19 protein-coding genes and 1 tRNA gene are annotated in these 17,808 nt (G+C 47.7%); 6 read left to right on the top strand and 14 right to left on the bottom strand.

Translation table 11 applies throughout. The annotated features are described in order from the left end of the window. Positions 1 to 42 precede the first annotated feature (42 nt). Positions 43 to 1,023, top strand: a complete 981-nt coding sequence (locus KRP56_07515) for a bifunctional N(6)-L-threonylcarbamoyladenine synthase/serine/threonine protein kinase (GenBank protein UAL07641.1) — start codon at positions 43 to 45, stop codon at positions 1,021 to 1,023. Here the strand turns inward: KRP56_07515 and KRP56_07510 are convergent. The 5 genes from KRP56_07510 to KRP56_07490 form a co-directional block, all read right to left on the bottom strand. Beyond that, positions 1,010 to 2,359, bottom strand: a complete 1,350-nt coding sequence (locus KRP56_07510; GenBank protein UAL07640.1) for a DHH family phosphoesterase — start codon at positions 2,357 to 2,359, stop codon at positions 1,010 to 1,012. The two genes, KRP56_07515 and KRP56_07510, sit on opposite strands and share 14 nt — an antisense overlap. A 6-nt stretch (positions 2,360 to 2,365) precedes the next feature. After that, the gene (locus tag KRP56_07505) at positions 2,366 to 2,821 is read right to left on the bottom strand and encodes a 30S ribosomal protein S15 (protein ID UAL07639.1); all 456 of its coding nucleotides are present in this window, start codon (positions 2,819 to 2,821) and stop codon (positions 2,366 to 2,368) included. Between the two features lie 88 nt (positions 2,822 to 2,909). Further along, positions 2,910 to 3,311, bottom strand: coding sequence for a zinc-ribbon domain-containing protein (locus tag KRP56_07500; GenBank protein UAL07638.1), 402 nt, complete (start codon positions 3,309 to 3,311; stop codon positions 2,910 to 2,912). Positions 3,312 to 3,345: 34 nt separating this feature from the next. Next, complete coding sequence (locus KRP56_07495) at positions 3,346 to 3,696, bottom strand: NUDIX domain-containing protein (GenBank protein UAL07637.1); 351 nt, start codon at positions 3,694 to 3,696, stop codon at positions 3,346 to 3,348. Next, positions 3,697 to 4,356, bottom strand: coding sequence for a fibrillarin-like rRNA/tRNA 2'-O-methyltransferase (locus KRP56_07490; GenBank protein ID UAL07636.1), 660 nt, complete (start codon positions 4,354 to 4,356; stop codon positions 3,697 to 3,699). An 82-nt stretch (positions 4,357 to 4,438) separates the two neighbouring features. On the opposite strand from KRP56_07490, the gene KRP56_07485 reads away from it, so the two are divergent. Both KRP56_07485 and KRP56_07480 read left to right on the top strand, forming a co-directional pair. Then, positions 4,439 to 6,049: an NAD(+)/NADH kinase gene (locus KRP56_07485; protein UAL08508.1), complete on the top strand. Its 1,611-nt coding sequence runs from the start codon at positions 4,439 to 4,441 to the stop codon at positions 6,047 to 6,049. Next, entirely contained in the window at positions 6,046 to 6,420 is a 375-nt protein-coding gene (locus tag KRP56_07480; protein ID UAL07635.1) for a Mov34/MPN/PAD-1 family protein, read from the top strand. Before KRP56_07485 ends, KRP56_07480 begins: the two co-directional genes overlap by 4 nt. On the opposite strand, the gene KRP56_07475 is transcribed toward KRP56_07480, so the two are convergent. Next, positions 6,421 to 7,764 (bottom strand): hypothetical protein, encoded by a 1,344-nt coding sequence (locus KRP56_07475; protein ID UAL07634.1) that lies wholly within the window; start codon positions 7,762 to 7,764, stop codon positions 6,421 to 6,423. Between the two features lie 188 nt (positions 7,765 to 7,952). Between KRP56_07475 and KRP56_07470 the strand changes: the two genes are divergently transcribed. Both KRP56_07470 and KRP56_07465 read left to right on the top strand, forming a co-directional pair. Next, the gene (locus KRP56_07470) at positions 7,953 to 8,165 is read left to right on the top strand and encodes a hypothetical protein (protein ID UAL08507.1); all 213 of its coding nucleotides are present in this window, start codon (positions 7,953 to 7,955) and stop codon (positions 8,163 to 8,165) included. Between the two features lie 92 nt (positions 8,166 to 8,257). Beyond that, positions 8,258 to 8,341 (top strand) — tRNA-Leu (locus tag KRP56_07465). An 88-nt stretch (positions 8,342 to 8,429) separates the two neighbouring features. Here KRP56_07465 and KRP56_07460 read toward each other — a convergent pair. From KRP56_07460 to KRP56_07450, 3 genes are all read right to left on the bottom strand, one after another. Beyond that, on the bottom strand, positions 8,430 to 8,705 hold the full coding sequence (locus tag KRP56_07460) for an N-acetyltransferase (protein UAL07633.1): 276 nt from the start codon (positions 8,703 to 8,705) through the stop codon (positions 8,430 to 8,432). Positions 8,706 to 8,845: 140 nt separating this feature from the next. Beyond that, a complete protein-coding gene (locus KRP56_07455) occupies positions 8,846 to 9,115 on the bottom strand; it encodes a DUF1634 domain-containing protein (protein UAL07632.1) in 270 nt (89 codons plus the stop codon). After that, positions 9,112 to 9,933 carry a sulfite exporter TauE/SafE family protein gene (locus KRP56_07450; protein ID UAL07631.1) on the bottom strand — a complete coding sequence of 274 codons (822 nt, stop codon included), beginning with the start codon at positions 9,931 to 9,933 and terminating at the stop codon, positions 9,112 to 9,114. Before KRP56_07450 ends, KRP56_07455 begins: the two co-directional genes overlap by 4 nt. 75 nt (positions 9,934 to 10,008) lie before the next feature. Between KRP56_07450 and KRP56_07445 the strand changes: the two genes are divergently transcribed. Continuing rightward, complete coding sequence (locus tag KRP56_07445) at positions 10,009 to 10,848, top strand: hypothetical protein (protein UAL07630.1); 840 nt, start codon at positions 10,009 to 10,011, stop codon at positions 10,846 to 10,848. A 127-nt stretch (positions 10,849 to 10,975) separates the two neighbouring features. On the opposite strand, the gene KRP56_07440 is transcribed toward KRP56_07445, so the two are convergent. The 5 genes from KRP56_07440 to KRP56_07420 all read right to left on the bottom strand — a co-directional run bounded on the left by KRP56_07440 (position 10,976) and on the right by KRP56_07420 (position 17,731). Continuing rightward, positions 10,976 to 11,596, bottom strand: a complete 621-nt coding sequence (locus KRP56_07440; protein ID UAL07629.1) for a 50S ribosomal protein L15e — start codon at positions 11,594 to 11,596, stop codon at positions 10,976 to 10,978. A 112-nt stretch (positions 11,597 to 11,708) separates the two neighbouring features. Then, entirely contained in the window at positions 11,709 to 14,138 is a 2,430-nt protein-coding gene (locus KRP56_07435; GenBank protein ID UAL07628.1) for a DNA polymerase II, read from the bottom strand. Between the two features lie 8 nt (positions 14,139 to 14,146). Beyond that, positions 14,147 to 15,334 (bottom strand): redox-regulated ATPase YchF, encoded by a 1,188-nt coding sequence (locus tag KRP56_07430; GenBank protein ID UAL07627.1) that lies wholly within the window; start codon positions 15,332 to 15,334, stop codon positions 14,147 to 14,149. Positions 15,335 to 15,373: 39 nt separating this feature from the next. Then, a complete protein-coding gene (locus KRP56_07425) occupies positions 15,374 to 16,150 on the bottom strand; it encodes an epoxyqueuosine reductase (protein ID UAL07626.1) in 777 nt (258 codons plus the stop codon). 138 nt (positions 16,151 to 16,288) lie between these two features. After that, positions 16,289 to 17,731 (bottom strand): MFS transporter, encoded by a 1,443-nt coding sequence (locus KRP56_07420; GenBank protein ID UAL07625.1) that lies wholly within the window; start codon positions 17,729 to 17,731, stop codon positions 16,289 to 16,291. Between the last annotated feature and the right edge of the window lie 77 nt (positions 17,732 to 17,808).

The following is a 17,808-nucleotide window of genomic DNA, read 5'->3' as shown; positions in this document are numbered from 1 at the left end:
GAGGACCACATATTTATTGTAAGAACCGAATCAGCGGGACAGATGATCACACTAGGCATCGAGGGAACGGCCCATACTTTGGGCGTAGGCATCGTGGATTCCGAGAGGAAGGTCCTGTCCAATGTGTTGGACATGTATAAGCCTCCAGAGGGTGGGCTCCATCCGAGAGAGGCAGCCAATCATCATGCGGATGTGGTCTCAAGTATAATCACCAGGTCTGCAGAGGAAGCAAAGGTATCACTCCATGATGTGGACCTCATTTCATTCTCCATGGGTCCAGGGCTCGGCCCGTGTCTCAGGGTGGCCGCTACAGCAGCGCGTTCGCTTTCAAGCATATTGGAAATTCCGATAATAGGCGTCAATCATTGTATCGCGCATATTGAGATAGGCAATGCGACCACAGGATGTACGGACCCGGTGCTCCTTTACGCATCCGGAGGGAATACCCAGATCATCGCATATTCCGATGAGAGATATCGTATATTCGGTGAAACTCAGGATGTGGGCATAGGAAATATGCTCGATAAATTGGGAAGGGAACTCGGGCTAGGATATTACGCAGGCCCCACGATAGAGAAATTGGCCAAGCAGGGAGACAAGCTTTTAGAGCTTCCTTATTCAGTGAAAGGTATGGATATGGCCTTCTCCGGTATAATGACGGCCGCACTCGCATTCAGCAATAAAGGCGAGCGTGTAGAGGACATAGCCTTCTCGATACAGGAGACAGCCTTTGGGATGCTGACAGAGGTCACAGAACGTGCCATGGCGCACATAGGCAAGGAAGAGGTCCTGTTGGGCGGAGGGGTGGCACAGAACATGCGTCTTCGCGAGATGGTCGATACCATGGCCAAGGAACGCGGGGCAAAGATGTTCTGTCCCGACAGGAGATTCTGCATGGACAATGGTGCGATGATCGCTTGGTTGGGCAATATAATGTATAATTCAGGTGTCAGGATGAATATCAACGACACCGTGGTGAGACAAAGATTCAGGACCGATGAGGTTAGGGTCACTTGGCGGTGACCTGTTGTTCTCCTACCACCTTATCCAAGTTATTTAGGAATTCTTGGATCTTGGAAGGATCGAAAGAACCGCCGCTGGCTATCTTATGACCGCCACCGTTACCGCCTACCGATTCGCAGGCGATCTTGAGTGCTTTGGAAAGGTCGACACCTCTGTCGAGCTGTTCCCACATCCCTCTGGATGAAACTTTAGCAAGACCTTCTGAACTGTTGATACCGATTGTAGGTTTTCTGTGGTCGCCAATGAACTGCATAGCAATGCCGCATATCATTCCGGTGAACCCTGAAGTCGAACTGTCGAACCATTGAATGTTCTTCATCTGGGTCAATCCGATCCTATCGATGATCAGAACACCGTTGATGGTCTGTTTCTTGGATTCTGTCTCTATGTCCTTTGCTTTTCTAAGGCATTCCTTGTCACCTAAACCTGCTCCCACGCCCACGCCCATAAGTCCCAGGCGTCCGCATCCGTTGAGTAAGGATGAAAGTGCTTCGGCATCCATTTTCCATTCGGACAGATAATATCTCGTGTGAGAGACCTCCATCAGGGTTTGCAGTGAAACTCCCTGCTGTACCAATTTTACGGTTATCAGTGAGGTAAGCCTTCTTTTCTCGTTCTCGGTCAGGTCTTTGAAGTGTTTGGTGTGTTCTATGCCCGCATCATCCAGAAGTTTAGCCACACCGTCGACGCTCCCGCTCACTCCACGTATATACGGGTCTGTGGATGTGAAGAGCTCGGCCGTAAGTTCTCCGATGGGTATCAAGGAGCCATCTGTGACCTCTATGAATCCTCTCTTCGTTCCCTCATCCAAAAGATATGTGTTAAGGCCAGAAAGGCCGTTGATATGCTGTCTGTCTCCCGCGATACCAGCGAAGGCGATCTGAACCAGATCCCAATTCTTTTCGTTCAAGGTGACAGCGAACAGCAGCGCCATCGTGGCACCGCAACCAGAGGTCATCCCGTCTATGTTGTAAAGATGCGGGTTGGCATAGCATATCCTCTTCGCCTGGTCGCATATGGTGTGGTGATCCAGAACGATCACATCACAGTTCATTGCATCGAATTCTTTGATGTAGGATGCGCCGAGGTCTGTTATGATCATACATTCTGCCGCAGTGCTCTTTATGATTTCCATATTTGGATCATTGAGTGTAGTGAACAATGTTACTCTGAATTCTTTTTTCTCACGCAATAAGGCCTTTGCTACGATGGCAGCGGCCGAGATGCCGTCTGCATCATAATGTGAGAATATCTGAATAAAATCATGGCTGCGAACTATGTTTGCAGCTTGAGATAAATGGGAAAAAAGTTTGGGAGGTAGGACGAATTCGTCCATAATTTCTCACTTAAGCATTAGCTCTGCGTTGTTGAGCGAATATTTCCAGGTCTTCGGTATGACGCCATTCTTTTTGTAGTAGCGTTCAAGCCTTCTGATCCTAGCTTCGATCAACTCGAGTCCTCTTTTGTTGGCGTAATCTCCCTTGTGCTCTTTTACGTGAACATTAAGGTCGATGGCGCGTCTCATGAGGTTCGCGAGATCCTCTGGCAGGGAAGATAAAACTCCTCTTTCCTCCATGATCTCAGTTAGGTTCTTTCCAGTTGCCAATCTGACATTGGGAACTCCATACTGGTCTCTGAGAACGAGTCCGATTTTAGCAGACACCATTCCTTCTTTGGCGAACTTCTCAGTGAGCTCCTCGATTTCGGTGGCGTTGAGGGGTACCCAAGCTGGGTTTTCGCTGATCATGGGGCGTCTTGAGCAAGACTTACCTTTTCTTCTTGTTTGCATTCTTGCCATATGTTGATTCTCCGATCATTATATAGGCGGCGAGGCTTGAGCATACCAAATGATACCGAGTATTAAAAGGTTCACTTTTATACTAGTATCACCAGGGTGGCTGACCTGTGCTGCTTAGTTTGTTGTTATATTCGCCGGCTTTCACTGCCGTGTATACCAGAGATACTAGCCAGATCACAACGCAACCGAACCAGGGCAATACGAAGAAGAATCCTAAGATTAGACACAATACTGCGAGGATTAACATCATCAATCCTTCGGTGGTCTTCCCTACATATATCACTCCAAGTCCAGGCAATAGGATGCTGAAGAACACCGCCAAGGCCATGCTCTTTTCTTCGTATTTCGTGTTGCAACACGAATTGGGATCGCTTCTTGTGGTGTCGGAAGGATTGAATCCCGCATTTTGATTGGGGAATTCCTTTCCGCACACGGCACAGTATTTCGAACCGGTATCGTTGTTTGCTCCGCAGTTGGGACAGAATACCATGTTATCTCCAAAATACGTGATATATTATGCGTATTTACTCCTTTAGGACGGACCTTGCCCAGGGTATGGTCTCTTCGTATTCTGACCTATCGAAGGAGAGTTCTGAAGGTATCTCAGTGAAAAGTTCTGATGCCATCTCGCATTCGTCCGTTACCTTGTTCAGGAGTCTGCAGGCACAGACATCGCAAGGTCCAAGATCCCTTGTTCTAACGATCTCTATGGAATATCCAGATTCTTCGAGGAATTCTCTTTTTGCGGCCTCTTCTACGGTCTCGCCGTTCTCCACACTTCCACCTGGCATCTCCCAACCTTTTCTTTTAGGGTGGTAGACCATCAGGAATTTTTCGTCTTTGAAGGCTACGGAATACACGGTCCTTTTCGTCATTCAATCCTTCCTGAACACGATCATCTGGTGGGAATTCTCGAAAGGTTCCAGACTTCTCGAGTCCAATATCCGGAATCCTCTGTTTTTGAGTCTTTCCTCGGCGATCTTGAATATCGTTCTAGGGTCCGAGGTCACATCCTCCGATCTGGCCTTTATTGCCACCATGCCGTTCTTGGCGTTGAACTGATCAAGGTTGTTCGCTATTATGTCCGCTTGATTCTTTTGAGCTACATCCGCATAGACGATATCTACGGTGTCTATCATGAATTGGTATTCCGATGGGTTCGTGGCATCCGCGAGGATAGGTATCATGTTCGGTCTGCGGTCGCATGTTCCGACTAGGTCCCTGAACATCCTAGGGGCGAATTCCACGCAGTAGACCTTTCCTTCGGATACGATATCCGATACATGGGAGGGGGTCGTGCCGCTTGACGCTCCCAAGTATAGGACCTTGCTGCTCTTGGTGAATGGGAATTCCTTGCCGCCGTTGGTGATATAGGCAGAAAGTTTGCTTCTTTGAGGGGACCATTCTCTGTATTCTTTGCCTCTGACGGTCGTCAGCCTCTCTCCGTAGACCCTGTTGCCAGGGTCCGCTGAGAGAGTATAGATCCTGCCGCGTTCCGAGAACACGGTCTCATCGGTCCCGTCCAAAGGCTGCATGTGATCCAGGATGCCATCCGGATATAACAACAATTGTTTTGCTTACAAAATCCTAAAAAGCGAGGGTACGCTATATGTGCTCATCATGACACTCATGGAGACCCTCGCCTGCATCGCGGATGCTGTCGGGGAGGCAATCGCAAAGATCCCATCCTGCGAAAAGGGATACTGTTTGGGGATGGGGGCCGACGGCACGGACACATCTCAGATAGACAAGATAGCAGAGAACACGGTCTTGGACTACATCACGAGGAACAACATACCTCTGAACGTCCTCAGTGAGGAGATAGGCTATGTCGACAACGGTGCGGAGGAGACAATGGTCCTAGATCCCATCGACGGGACATCCAACGCAGTGGCAGGGGTCCCTCTGTTCACAATATCCATGGCCATAGGCAAGAATGATCTGAGGGGCATACACACAGCGTATCTCAAGAATCTTGTTACCGGTGATGTTATGACCGCAGAGAAGGGAAAAGGTGCGTTCAAGAACGGCCTCCCTATAAAAGCCAAGAAGAATTCCGACATGGACGACCTGTTCATGATGATATATCTCGGCAACGGGGCCCATCCTGACAGTTTTGCATTGGTCAAGAGGGTCAAGTCCTCACGTTCATACGGATGTGCATCCTTGGAGATGGAACTCGTTGCGGAAGGACAGGCGGATGGGTACATGATGTATTCCGAGAAGTACACCCGCGCCATAAGGGTCGTCGACATCGCTGCCAGTTATCTTCTGCTCAAAGAAGCGGGAGGGGAGGTCATGGACCTTCAGGGAAATCCTTTGAATATGCCGTTCGATTTGGAGATACGTTCGAATTTCATCGCATTCGGCGACAGGAAAGTTTACGATTTCATAATGAGAAAGGAAAGTCCCAAGGAAAAGGCCAGATACGGAATAAGTGCCAATATCAACATACCGACCGTCAAGGAATATACAAAACGTGTGATGAACGCGCTCGACGGTGAAGATATAATCTTGGATGATGCCATCGCCAAGGAATTCGGGATAAAAGGATGTCCGATCTGTGAGATGAAAGTGGACATAATCATCACCATCGGAGGTGATGGGACCATTCTAAGGGCGCTCAACAATAATACTGCGCCTTTGATCGGCATCAATGCCGGAGGCGTAGGTTTCCTTGCAGAGATAGATGTCAAAGATATAGAGGACGGGATCGCAAAGCTTCGTCGCGGAGAATATACCATAGAGGATAGAACCAGGGTCGTGGCGCGTTATAACGGTATGGATCTTGCAGATGCTGTCAATGAGGTCGTGGTCCACACCGATTCTATTGCCAAGATAAGGCATTTCAAGGTCTACGTGAACGATAACTTGATGACAGAGGTACGTGCGGACGGGATAATCGTTTCCACACCAACAGGTTCCACCTGTTATGCGATGAGCCTCGGTGCCCCGATAATCGATCCAAATGTCAACGGCATGGTAATAGTTCCAATGGCCGCTTACAAGTTCGCATCCAGACCATTCGTGGTACCGTTGGGGGCGAAGGTCACGGTGGAATCCATCATGGACAAGGGATGTCTCATCGTAACAGATGGTCAGGAGGAGTTCCAGATGGCAGGCAGATCCTCCATAGACATAAGTGCATCCGGCCGTAAGTCAAGATTCATAAGATTCAATACAGAGTTCTATAGGCGTGTACGTGAGAAGCTGGTGAACACGATATGAAGAAATTATACGGAGTAAGCGTCGATTTCATTGATGGTTTCAACGAATCCGCAAAATCCACCTATCCTGACGAATTCATCTGTTATCATAGGGCGGAGGAAGGCGTGGTTACAGAAATGTTGCTTGTGCCCGGATCCATTTTCGGAGAAAGTCACAGTTTCATCAACGAGTGGATGACACCGATAGATTACAGTAGATCAGGTAGTGCGCATTCGCATCCAGGGTTCTCCAATCAACCTTCCAATGCGGACCTTACGTTCTTCAGTCAGATGGGAGGTGTCCATTTCATCACCTGTCAGCCTTACGACAGGAAGAGTTGGAGAGCCTACAATTCGAACGGTGAGGAAGTCAAGCTCGAAGTGGTTTTCTGATCAGACGCATCTGAAGACCAGGCTCTTTGCCATTTCCATCATGGTGATGGCATAGGCCTTGTCCCTGGATTCTGATACGAGGTTAATGTAATCGGGGATGTCCTCGTTGAAGGATATCGTGAACCATCCGTTCCTCATCTCCACTCTCCAACCTTTGATGGCGAAGACACTCTTGGATTCGATGCTGGTAAGCTTATCGTTTATTTTTTTGGTGAAAACCTCACGATTTCCTGAGAAATGTATGACGTCATTCACGATCACGTATTTAGGAAGTGATGAGATTATATCTCTTATACTGTTCTTGCTGGCGATCTCGGAGATGATTATGCTGGTGTGTATCGCATCTGGACATAGCGAGGATTCAGAGAATATGAACGCTCCGTCATTCGTCACGCCGATCCCGGACCCCTCTTCTTTGAGGGCTTTCGTGGTGGATTCCAATGTTCCATCGGTCCTGATTATTTTGTGTGAGGCTGCATTTTTTAAATTCGGGTTAACATCGAGTGTACCATAGAACGCGTCGTCTATCACGGCCGACATATCCACAGGTAGGACCAGCACAGAGGGCTTGGTATGCAGCAAAACGAGTGCGAGCATTTCTTCCAGGGAGACATACCGTCCTGCTTCGTCTATCAGGGCCAGATGAGTTCCGTCTCCGTTAAGGGCTATACCGATGCTTCCTGTGTTGGATGCTACGATCTCATTCGTGCTAGCAATATCGGTGTTGGATATTCCAGGAGGCCTGGGTCTGAAATCTCCGTCTATTTGGGCATTGATGGATATAAGGTCGCATCCTATCTTCGCAAGTACATGTGGAGCACATAGGGATGTACTTCCGCATCCGCAATCCAGTATTATGGGGGCTCTGCGTCCGTTGTGAGAGGCAGATATGTACTCGATGTAATTTTGTGCGATCATGTTCATTTGATGTATGGTTCCCGTTTTGTTGTAGGGCTGCAATTGAAAATCATTGTCGTTGTATCTTCTTATGATGTCCCTCAGGGAATCCCTATCCAATGGCGATCCGTCTTTATTGTATATCTTTCCCTTAGGAAGGTCGCCTGTTCTGTCCGGTGTTCCGACCATTACGAAGAAATCGAAGTTTTTCGATGCAAATGCGATCGCGGGCGTAGGCATGATGCCCGCGTCCCATATCTCGGTACCGACCGACAGCATCCCAGCTACGAACGCATTCATCATCATCATGCTGCCAGGATTGCAGTCTCTACCGATAACGACAGATATTCCTAATTTTCCGAATACCTTTCCGAATTTCAAGACCTCCTCTGGGCTCATTGACATATTCCGAGCAGAGTTTAGGTCGAGGACCGGTTCTTCTCCCATAGGGTTAGATAGAGGTTATCGTCTTGATATTATTTGTCATTAGAATGTTCTTCCCTGGCTATCCTTTGTATGTAAAAAATTTTTAAAAATGGCTGTGAATGGCCAGTTTTTCGGACAACATTTAAATATTGAACATCTGGATATTTCATTCAGCATGCCTGGCGCATGAGGGAGGGAAAAAGATGGTCATGGAAAAGATCGATATCGCAAAAGCAAAGACGATCGCGAACAACAAAGGACTCAAGCCCGGTAAGGTCAAGGGTACCAGCGGTGTGCAGTTCACGAAAGGGAAGAACAACAGGCTCGATGTTATCGACTGGGTCGAATTCGAGACTATAATCAAGAAAAGGGGTCTTGCTATCTACGAGTCTGGTGGATGGATGAAGATCATGAAAGCCTAATCAGGCCTGTACTGAATTTTCAAACATTGCATATCAGGAGACTGGTATGCACAATCACTTTTATTTACAATGACGCAATAGGCGTACCGGTTGCAAGGGTAGTCAAGCCTGGTCAACGACGTTAGGTTCAGGGCCTAATCCTTAGTGGTTCTTGGGTTCAAATCCCATCCCTTGCACTCATATGTTCTATCTGCGTTTTCCATATGGTCGTTTTGGTCCGAACATAAGGACATCATCTGACCAAATCATCATTAAAATATGAATTTACAAATCTTCATTGGTCTTTTTCATGATGTGTTCTGCATAAGAGCAGCTTGGGATGATTATCAGGCCTTTTTTGTTGGCCATTTCCACCACGGCGTTCACAAGCAGTTTTCCGTAACCATGTCCTTCATGATCTTTTTTGACGACCGTATGGTTGAGATCGATCATGTTCTCAGATAGTTTGACGAATGTGACATACCCTATCTCAGCACCATTAAGCATAAGTTTGAAACGACCACCGCACTCGGTGTCCTCATAGATAAGTTCGGGTCCCATCCGATCACGCCCTTTCACTTTTTACGGCGCGTAACAGAGCATAGGCGGCGATGCAGATAAGAACTGCAGTTATGGCAATTTGAATTATTGAGAAATCCATAATGCTCCCTTTTCTGAATGTATGGCACTCTTTATATTTATTAGAGAAGGATTGATATTACGACATCTGCCGTAATGATTATTATCAGTACAATTGCCACTTTCGCCCATTTCCAATCTTTCTCGGATATGAGGGAAAACAGCGTTGTCAATATTCCGAAAAGCGGTGCGCAGATCAATATTAGGATGCCGCTCCAAAGTACGGTGTTGCCGTATTCCTGTTCTGAAAGTATAAGTCCTACAGCCATCACTATTATTCCCACAGTGACGAAGAGCCTTAGTACGAAGGCTGTCGTCTTCGAGGGATTCATAGCAACCCTCCTGCTTTCATGAGTTCTACGGCGGCCACGATCAATAGGATGATCGCAAGATAACTTCTCATGGAGCTCGTCTTTATGCAACCTGAGACCTTCACGCCTATCAACGCACCTATGAAGGCGCCTATCGCTATTCCTGCAGCATAATCGAGGAGCACATCGCCGTTCATGAAGAAGATTATCGCTCCGGACAATGACGTTATCCCGATCATATAATTGCTTGTCGCACTTGCGATCTTTATCGGTACGTGCATGTATATGTTCATTATAGGAACTTTAATTGCACCTCCACCCACGCCGGTCATGGAGGCCAATACTCCAGCGCCTGCGCATCCAGCAAGTCCGCCCTTGACGTTATCCACTTTGTACTTGTGTGATTCTCCTTTTTCATCTTCGTATTGGAAGACCAGAGGCCCGTTGTCATCTTCAACAGGTTCGACCACATGCTCCTTGTGGATCAACATGTGCAAGGCGCTGTAGATGAGCATCGCCGAGAAAACACATAGGAGCATCCAATTGGACATTATTCCGGCCAACAGCGCACCAATTATCGCACCTATGACGGTCGTGGTCTCTAGCAGCAATCCAAGCCTGATGTTGGATCTTCCTTCTTTCACATAGGAAGATGCGGCACCGACTGATGAAGCTACGATCCCGACAAGACTCACAGCCACGGCTTCGCTGGCGGACAGACCGAAGATTATCGTCAAAAAAGGAACAAAGATTATTCCTCCCCCCATCCCGAACATCGCGCCTATCACACCGGCGAATATGCCCACAATGACGAGTGCGAACACTATGATGGGGTCCATGAAGTATTGATGCTCACATCCCTTTTAACTTTTCATGTGAAAACTCTTAATATCGTCTATTGTTAACCCTATTGCGTGGCAGTAATTCTCGTAAGGTACGCGGAGATAGGTCTCAAAAGTATACCTGTAAGGGTGAAATTCGAGAACAGATTGAAAGAGAACATGCTTTCAATGCTCGCCGCCGATGGACTGGAGGCCATTGTCACTAAAGGAGAGGCAAGATTTTTTGTCGAATCCACAGATCTAGTTGCCGCAGCAAGATCGCTCAAGAAGGTCTTCGGCATAGCATCCATGTCGATCGCAGACATCACAACTGCAAATATGGATGACATATGTGCGGCGGCTGCAAAATATTCACAGGGTAGGATCTCTCCGGGACAGACGTTTGCCGTGAGGGCAAGGCGTGAGGGCAATCATCATCAATTCACCAGTATGGATGTCGGGCGCGAGGCCGGATCGGCCATATTCGAGTCCAATGAGGGGCTTAAGGTGGATCTCACTCATCCGGAGAAGATATTCTACGTCGAGGTTAGGAACAATAAGACCTACATATTCGATTCATACATAAGATGTCACGCGGGACTACCGATGGGCACACAGGGGCGCGTCGTTGCCGAAGTTCACGACGATCGCGGTATAGTCTCTGCCTGGTTGATGATGAAGCGCGGTTGCAAGGTCATTGTCAGAAGCGACATAGACTGTTCTATTTTGGAAAAGTACGATCCGGAATTGAGAGCGATAGATAACGATCAGGATGACCCGAAGAAGATATACGGGTATGTTTGGGGTACATCGCTAAAGGACCTCGAGACCGTCGATGTTTCCAATTACGGACTTCCCGTGTTCTTCCCGACGATCGGCATGAGTGACGAGAAGGTGTCTGAGATGATGGCATTGATCTCGGATGTAGATTGAAAGAAAACAATTATCTTAACGATCTTTCAAAATCATTTTTAGCGATTCTTTTCAGAATCTTTTATTTTGTAAGTGAGGTCCGCCCAAAAGGGCGGACCAATAAATTGTAAAGTGTTTGAGGACAGGTTTACTTTCTGTACTGTTTTGCCCTGATGGACGGCCTGGATTTCTCCGCGCCGTTACCCTTCTTTCTGAGTCCACGACCTGCGACTCCGGCACCAGTAAGTCCGCGGTATACACGGTTCTTGTTCACGTTGCTGCAGATCCAGTTGATCTTGGGGTCTGCTTTGATAACGGGGTGTGCTGGATCGACGAGGATGATCTCATACCATTCCTGCTGTCCGTCTGCTCCTACCCAGTAGGAATTCAGGACTTCGAGGTTGGGGTATCTTTTGGCTGTCCTTTCCTCTGCCATTCTCTGGAGGCTCTTACCGACGGTCATCTGATTTATACCGCGGCGTTTTGCCCTCCTTCCTGCAGTGATAGCTCTCTTCTGGAAGTTTCCTTTTCTGACCCTTGCCCTGACGATAACATATCCCTGCTTTGCTTTGAATCCGAGAGCTCTGGCCCTGTCGAGGCGGGTTGGCCTCTCGATGCGGAGGAAATTATCCTCTCTTCTCCACTGGATCCTTCTCTCGTAGTTCAGTTCTTTAACATATCCCTTGTGGGGGTTCTTCCACGCGTCTGCGATGTAAGAGTACATGCTCTTACCGTTGACGGGGCGCTGTTCTTGAGTCTCATCGCTCATAATAATCACCTTAGCGGATTCACCTTTTGGGCACATTTCCGACAGAGTACATCGACTCTGCAAGAAGTGTTGATGATAATCTCGTATTTAAATAGTAGGACAATTCGAAGGATCAGGAGAAGTCGTCGAGGTTTGCATTCTTCCTCTGTTGAGGTTTTTTCGGGGCGGTCGGGGGTTCCTTCTTGACATCTGTTTTGGATCTGTTATCGGAAGACGGACCGAAACTGTCGAAAAGGGTCTTTTGCTGACTTCCCAAGAGCAGGTCCTTCTCCGTCCATCCGAATACCTCGGTCACTCTCGAGGCCATCTGCGCGAGACGTTCAGCATAGTATTCATAATCCGGTTTGGCCGTGAATTCGACGCCGCTGACGTATGGTTCCACTTCCTGAGGTGTCTTCTTTGCGTCAGTGACTATCCACGATACCTTCATACCGGGTATGAAGTTGTAACCCAGTTTCATCAATTTTTTGGCGGCCTGGACGTTCGCCATTCTTTCCGGGTTCTCGTACGCATCGTTAAGGCCTTTGCACGTCCTCGATATCACCAGTTCTGAAGGTTCAACCTTCCCTGCAAGGACATCTTGAACTGTCTTCTTCACAAGTGCGACCGCGCCTTCGTCGTCCTCATCGAGTATCTCCTTGAATACCTCCATCAGAAGATTGCTCTGCAGATCGAAAGAGTCTGAACGCCTTATCTCATAGCCTCTGACAAGAAGTTCGTCTTCGGTGGTCGGCCAGACTATCTTGCCGACATATCTCTTCTTCTTTCCATGTGTGAAAAGAGGCTCTACGAGTTTTTCGAACTCCAGCGTCCCACCGTCCCTGGAGAAGCGCTGGGACATCTCATTTCCGAATTTTACGGAACCTTCGAGATTCTTGTAAGGTGATTGCATGAAGACCGAGTCCGTGTCAGAGTAGATCACCGAAACTCCTTCGGATTCTACTTCTTTGATGATGGATTTGACGTTGTCTCTGGCGAAGGCTGTGATGGCCGCTCCGATGTTCTTGTCGGTGAATCTATAGAATGAGGATGCGAAAACACCATAGAACGTATTCATCAGGACCTTCACTGCTGCCTGGAGACCGTCAAGGTACTGGTGTTCATATGGATCGGATGTGGATTTCATCCTCTTCTTTATGCTGTCCCTCTGGTTCATCAAGGCGGAAAGTATGCCGGGCAAGATCCCTACCCTCTTCGCGGGGGCAAGGAATCTTGCTCCAGATGGGCTTAAGATCTCTCCTTCTGGTGAAAGGGTCGTGAAACAGATGTTCTTAGCTATTATCAGCGATGGATACATGGACTTGAAGTCCTCTACACAGACCCAGTGGTAAAGACCAGGGGTCATAGTGTGAACGTAGCCTCCCTCTATTTGGTCACTGTCCGCGTTCCTCCTTCCCATGAGCGGGACGCCGATCTTATTCCTATCAGCCGCACGGATGAGAAGGGAATCAGCCAATTGAGAGGACCCGGCGGTGAGAACATCTTCGAGAGGAAGCTTTGCGACAGTGGCGAGGTCCATTCCTTTTCTGAGTGTTCCAACATGTAACAATATCTTGAGTGCCAGCTCCGAATCCTTAAAACAATACTTTATTACTTTTGCCTGATCTTTAGCCCATTCCTCGTCCATGTGTTTAGGGTCGACATCAAGTTTTGTCTCTCCCAATACCTGTTTCGATACTGCATTGAGAGTTTCCTGTTTAGGGCGCAATTCTTTCTTCGCCGCCCACCAGGCATCGGTGATCATTCTTCCTTTTACTCTCCAGAATCTCTCGCTTACGATCCTGGGCTGTCCGTGATCGCGTCCCCACGGAAGGGCATCCTTCATCTTATTGATCTCTGCCCTTTCCAATATCTTTCTGATATCGTAGTTATCGATGTTATATCCAGTTATCACGTCTGGATCTTCTTCCTCTATGAGTTTTGAGAAGTCTTCTATTATCTTCTTCTCAGGGCCCAGTATCGCATCGCATTCCCGGATCTTCCCATCCTCACCTATTACTGAACATATTGTGTAGATGAAACCGTGCTCCACGCTGTTCTCTATGTCGAACGAGAGGATCTTAAGACCTGGGTCGAAAGAATCTATGTTTTCGAAGCCCGTCATTTTTATGATGACATCGGTAGCATAGTTCTTGTCGATGGAATCCCCTGTCACCTTTATGCATGAACTCATGTCCATGTCGTAGATGAATCTGTGATGGAATGGTATGTCGGCGGCAAGAACGTGATATCCCGCATTCTTCCAGTTGTTCCTGTATTCCGGTACCTTCCATGGGAATTTTACTGTAACTTTCAGGACATTGTGGTAGTCCCCTTTGTAATATAGCCTGTCGGGAGAGAATGAGACCACGTCCGGGTCATTCTTAAGTATCTTTTCGACCGCATCGTTGGGGTCAACCACATAATAGTAGGCCTTGTAGTCAAAGCATAGGATGGTTATGGATTTCTTGTCACGGGTCTTCCCGAAGAGTTCCAGATATACGTTCTCGTTCTCATCGCTGGCATAAGAAGCGCTTAGAAGTCTGACATCCCATGTTCCCATTTTGAACCTCACTTGTTGGCGACTATTCTTATGATGTCGCCGTCCTGCAACACGTAGTCCGAACCTACGGTACGTTTGGTCTTGGCATTTATGGCTCTGATGAATTTGTCTCCGAGGTCCGTATGTATCTTGTACGCAAGGTCCTTGGCGGTCGATCCTCTGGCAACAAGGAAACAATCAGGCAGGACCCTTCCGAAATGGTCGGTGAACTTGGTCTCGTCCTCCACAGGATAGACGGCGATGCGATCAAGCATGTTGAAGACACCCTCCTCTATGCAGGTCTGGATCCCTGTTCCGTTGTATTTTTTCATGTTATCTGCCATGTATCCCAGGGCCTTTTTCTGAGCGTCATTGAGCTTTGCACCCGGTTTTATGGTGAAGGTCGCATCTCCGGGAAGATATTCCAAGATCCCGGCAGCGGATGCCTTTTTGAGTGCCAATTCGGTCTCGGCAAGTGTAGGTACGGCCATGTCTCCCATGGATTGCACTTTCTTTATGTTCTCTGAAGGAGCTATGTCGGATTTGTTCATCGCTATGATCATAGGTTTGGAAAGTATCCTGATCTCGATACATAATTTAAGGAGGACCTCGTCGTCCCAGAGGGTAGGGTCAGCAGGAAGTTCGACCTTTCTGAGTGCTTCCTTGATATCTCCTTCTGTGATGTTCAGGCCGGCCAATCTTTCTTGAATGATGACCTCTTGTTTCGTCCCCTGCATCTTTGCCTGTCTGGCTATCTTTCCGAGTCCATTCTTTATTATCTCTCTCATCCAGAGTTCGATCTCCCTTCTGAGGAAAATAACATCTTCTGTGGGATCGAACCTCCCAGGTTCTCCCGGGTTGCCTTCCAGGTCCGTGGATCCGCTGACATCAACGACATTGATGAGAGCATCCGCCTGTCTGAGATCATCTAGGAATTTGTTTCCGAGGCCTTTGCCTTCCCATGCACCCGGAACAAGTCCTGCGACATCCAGAAGCTCTATTGGTACCATCCTGGTACCGTTAATGCAGAGGGAATTGTGCGGGGTGCATTGTATACCGAGTTCTTTGCACGGACACGGCTTACGAACATAAGCTATGCCTTTATTGGGTTCTATCGTCGTGAATGGATAGTTTGCTATTTCGACCGGTGCCATGGTTGCTGCACCGAAGAATGTGGATTTTCCGACATTTGGTTTTCCTACGATCCCTATCTGCATGTGATCACTCCTGTATAGGCTCCGTCGTTATATCTTTGTTCACTGTTTAAGCGGCTTAACATAGCTTTTTGCATCATCTATGAATTTTTGGTCTGGAACAGTGTCGTTGCTGTCCATACCCACAGGGCATGTTTTGATACAAATGCCACACGGAGATATTCCCAGCTCAGATAGCTCTGCGGAATGTTCTACACATTTGTTTTTTTGTGTAATGCCTTTGGGATAATTTATGTCTGGTACTGCTCCAACCGGGCAATCGCGTGTACATTTTTTGCATTTTATGCACAGATTGTAGCTCATCGGCTCTGATGATGGAAGTTCTGCGGAAGTTATCACCGATGAGAATCTTATCCTCGGACCGTATTTTTTTGTGAGTATCGTATTATTGTAACCGAATGTTCCCATACCTGCAAGATATGCGGCATGTCTGTGTGAGAAAAAGGATGCTGGAACAACTCTCAGACCAGCAATTCCATGATATCCGTCCCTGGGTACGAATATGGCTTCATGCCCCAATATATTCAATTCAAGAGCGATCCTTTCAGTTGCATCGTCGAGTGCCCTGTTTACCGTGTCGTAAAGCTGATGATAATATATTGACGGCGCGGTCTCGAGTATGGCCCGTTGGATGGGTATGCCGATAACGATCACGGATCTGGCCGATGGCATTATGTCCTTTGGTCTGTTCCCGGTTTTGATCCTGTCTTTCACTATTGGGTCGGTTTCCCAAAGATCCGTTGACGCTACAGATATGTCAACTATGCCCAATCCGCGGGAGACCTTCTTTATCTGGTCAAATAATTCGGACCCGTCCATGCATGAGAATTGGCTTGTGACATATAATGGGTATCGATACGAAATAGATACTATGAAAAATGGCCGGTATCGTAAAATCATCTTTACGGACGATTCGACGATACCAGATTTCAATGATGTTTTGTGTTTGTTTTATGATCACTCGTTCTTTTTCGATTTAAAGGAGTAGTTCTTGACGAACAGACTCAATATCAACGATGTGACCATTATCACCACACCTGCTGCGAATACGATATCGAACGCTGTCGAGGACGGGAACTCCACCACACCGCTCGCGAACACAACGGACACGACATAAGAGGTCATTATCGTAGTGGCGATAACAGGACCTATGGCGCCTCCGATATCACGCATGGAGGTGTTGAATCCGAGGCTGACGGCGCTGTTCTCTTTCGGTGTCGATATGGTGATTATGTTGATGATCGGGATCATGGTCAATATGACTCCTGCCAAGGTAACGATCTGGTCTATCATCACGGCCGTGGAATCTCCGCGGAACATCATGAACATGGACATGCCGGTTACGCCGAGCAGTGAACCTATGATCAGAAGAGGTTTGGGGCCGATACGGGATACGGCACGTCCCGCAATGGGTCCGAGCACCAACATGAAAATGGCCGCGGGTGCCATGGTAAGTCCGGATTCGATCGTGCTCATCCCAAGTCCGTATGGTTCTGGAAGTTGTGTATAGTATGTGACCCCGAAGAACACGAGGAACATCGCCATCATCGAGAATATGCCTATCAGATTTGCCATCAATATGTTCCTTATTTTCAGAAGGGGCAACGGGATCAGAGGGTCCTTCTTCCTTCCTTCGTAGATGAAGAAAAGCAACAGAGAGATGATTCCAGGTATGAGGAATGCAAGGTTGTCCATCGAATCCCATCCTCTCGAGGGACCCTCGGTTATGTAGACCATGCAGAGGGTGATCCCTACTATGAGGAATGCGACCCCGCCATAGTCCACTTTCGTCTTGTTTCCAGGAACATCTTTTTCAATGATCTTGAGGGAGAATATGAGCAGAAGAATGCTCAGTATCAATGCCATTAGGAAGGCATCACGCCATCCATGCATCTCTTCGATATATGCACCGATTATCAGTCCCAATACAGCTCCTATGGCGAACGTTGCGCTGATTATTCCTTGTGCTGTGCCTATCTTCTCAGGAGGCAATTTATCTGCTAAAAGTGCCAAAGCAAGAGGCACCACGGCAAAGCCCATTCCCTGTATTGCTCTTGCGGCAAGGAGTTCGTATATCGACGTTGAGACTATTGCGAATATCAGGCCTGCTATGTAGATCAAAAGTACGATTATGAAGATCTTTCTCTTCCCGTATATGTCGCCTAGTTTACCGAACAGGGGGGCTGTGGCCGCTCCGACGATAAGGAATGCGGACGTGATCCACGATGCAAGACTTGCGGTCGTACCGAACTCGTCTTGGATGGTAGGGATCCCCGGAATGACCATCGTTTCAACATAATTGACAAGTAAGGCTACCGCGGTCATCGTCAGCAATAATTTTGTTGCATACCTATCGGCATCAGTTTTGCTGCCATTTGATCTGTGCATAATATTATTCATCCTCTTTCAGCTCTCCATTTCAGTATCAAAGTTCATAATCTGTTCTGATTGGGAACAAATCCATTCTGCTATCACTT

The organism is Candidatus Methanogranum gryphiswaldense (assembly GCA_019262145.1).
GTDB lineage: Archaea > Thermoplasmatota > Thermoplasmata > Methanomassiliicoccales > Methanomethylophilaceae > Methanogranum > Methanogranum gryphiswaldense.
This window is presented reverse-complemented; position numbering and strand designations above follow the sequence as displayed.

Excerpts from the sequence above, each read along its gene's own strand:
- KRP56_07475 (UAL07634.1), bottom strand. The coding sequence starts at position 7,764 with ATGGGAGAAGAACCGGTCCTCGACCTAAACTCTGCTCGGAATATGTCA.
- KRP56_07425 (UAL07626.1), bottom strand. The coding sequence starts at position 16,150 with ATGGACGGGTCCGAATTATTTGACCAGATAAAGAAGGTCTCCCGCGGA.
- KRP56_07435 (UAL07628.1), bottom strand. The coding sequence starts at position 14,138 with ATGGGAACATGGGATGTCAGACTTCTAAGCGCTTCTTATGCCAGCGAT.
- KRP56_07480 (UAL07635.1), top strand. The coding sequence starts at position 6,046 with ATGAAGAAATTATACGGAGTAAGCGTCGATTTCATTGATGGTTTCAAC.
- KRP56_07455 (UAL07632.1), bottom strand. The coding sequence starts at position 9,115 with ATGAATCCCTCGAAGACGACAGCCTTCGTACTAAGGCTCTTCGTCACT.
- KRP56_07510 (UAL07640.1), bottom strand. The coding sequence starts at position 2,359 with ATGGACGAATTCGTCCTACCTCCCAAACTTTTTTCCCATTTATCTCAA.
- KRP56_07490 (UAL07636.1), bottom strand. The coding sequence starts at position 4,356 with ATGCAGCCTTTGGACGGGACCGATGAGACCGTGTTCTCGGAACGCGGC.
- KRP56_07500 (UAL07638.1), bottom strand. The coding sequence starts at position 3,311 with ATGGTATTCTGTCCCAACTGCGGAGCAAACAACGATACCGGTTCGAAA.
- KRP56_07440 (UAL07629.1), bottom strand. The coding sequence starts at position 11,596 with ATGAGCGATGAGACTCAAGAACAGCGCCCCGTCAACGGTAAGAGCATG.
- KRP56_07505 (UAL07639.1), bottom strand. The coding sequence starts at position 2,821 with ATGGCAAGAATGCAAACAAGAAGAAAAGGTAAGTCTTGCTCAAGACGC.
- KRP56_07470 (UAL08507.1), top strand. The coding sequence starts at position 7,953 with ATGGAAAAGATCGATATCGCAAAAGCAAAGACGATCGCGAACAACAAA.
- KRP56_07495 (UAL07637.1), bottom strand. The coding sequence starts at position 3,696 with ATGACGAAAAGGACCGTGTATTCCGTAGCCTTCAAAGACGAAAAATTC.
- KRP56_07450 (UAL07631.1), bottom strand. The coding sequence starts at position 9,933 with ATGGACCCCATCATAGTGTTCGCACTCGTCATTGTGGGCATATTCGCC.
- KRP56_07420 (UAL07625.1), bottom strand. The coding sequence starts at position 17,731 with ATGAATAATATTATGCACAGATCAAATGGCAGCAAAACTGATGCCGAT.
- KRP56_07430 (UAL07627.1), bottom strand. The coding sequence starts at position 15,334 with ATGCAGATAGGGATCGTAGGAAAACCAAATGTCGGAAAATCCACATTC.
- KRP56_07515 (UAL07641.1), top strand. The coding sequence starts at position 43 with ATGATCACACTAGGCATCGAGGGAACGGCCCATACTTTGGGCGTAGGC.
- KRP56_07460 (UAL07633.1), bottom strand. The coding sequence starts at position 8,705 with ATGGGACCCGAACTTATCTATGAGGACACCGAGTGCGGTGGTCGTTTC.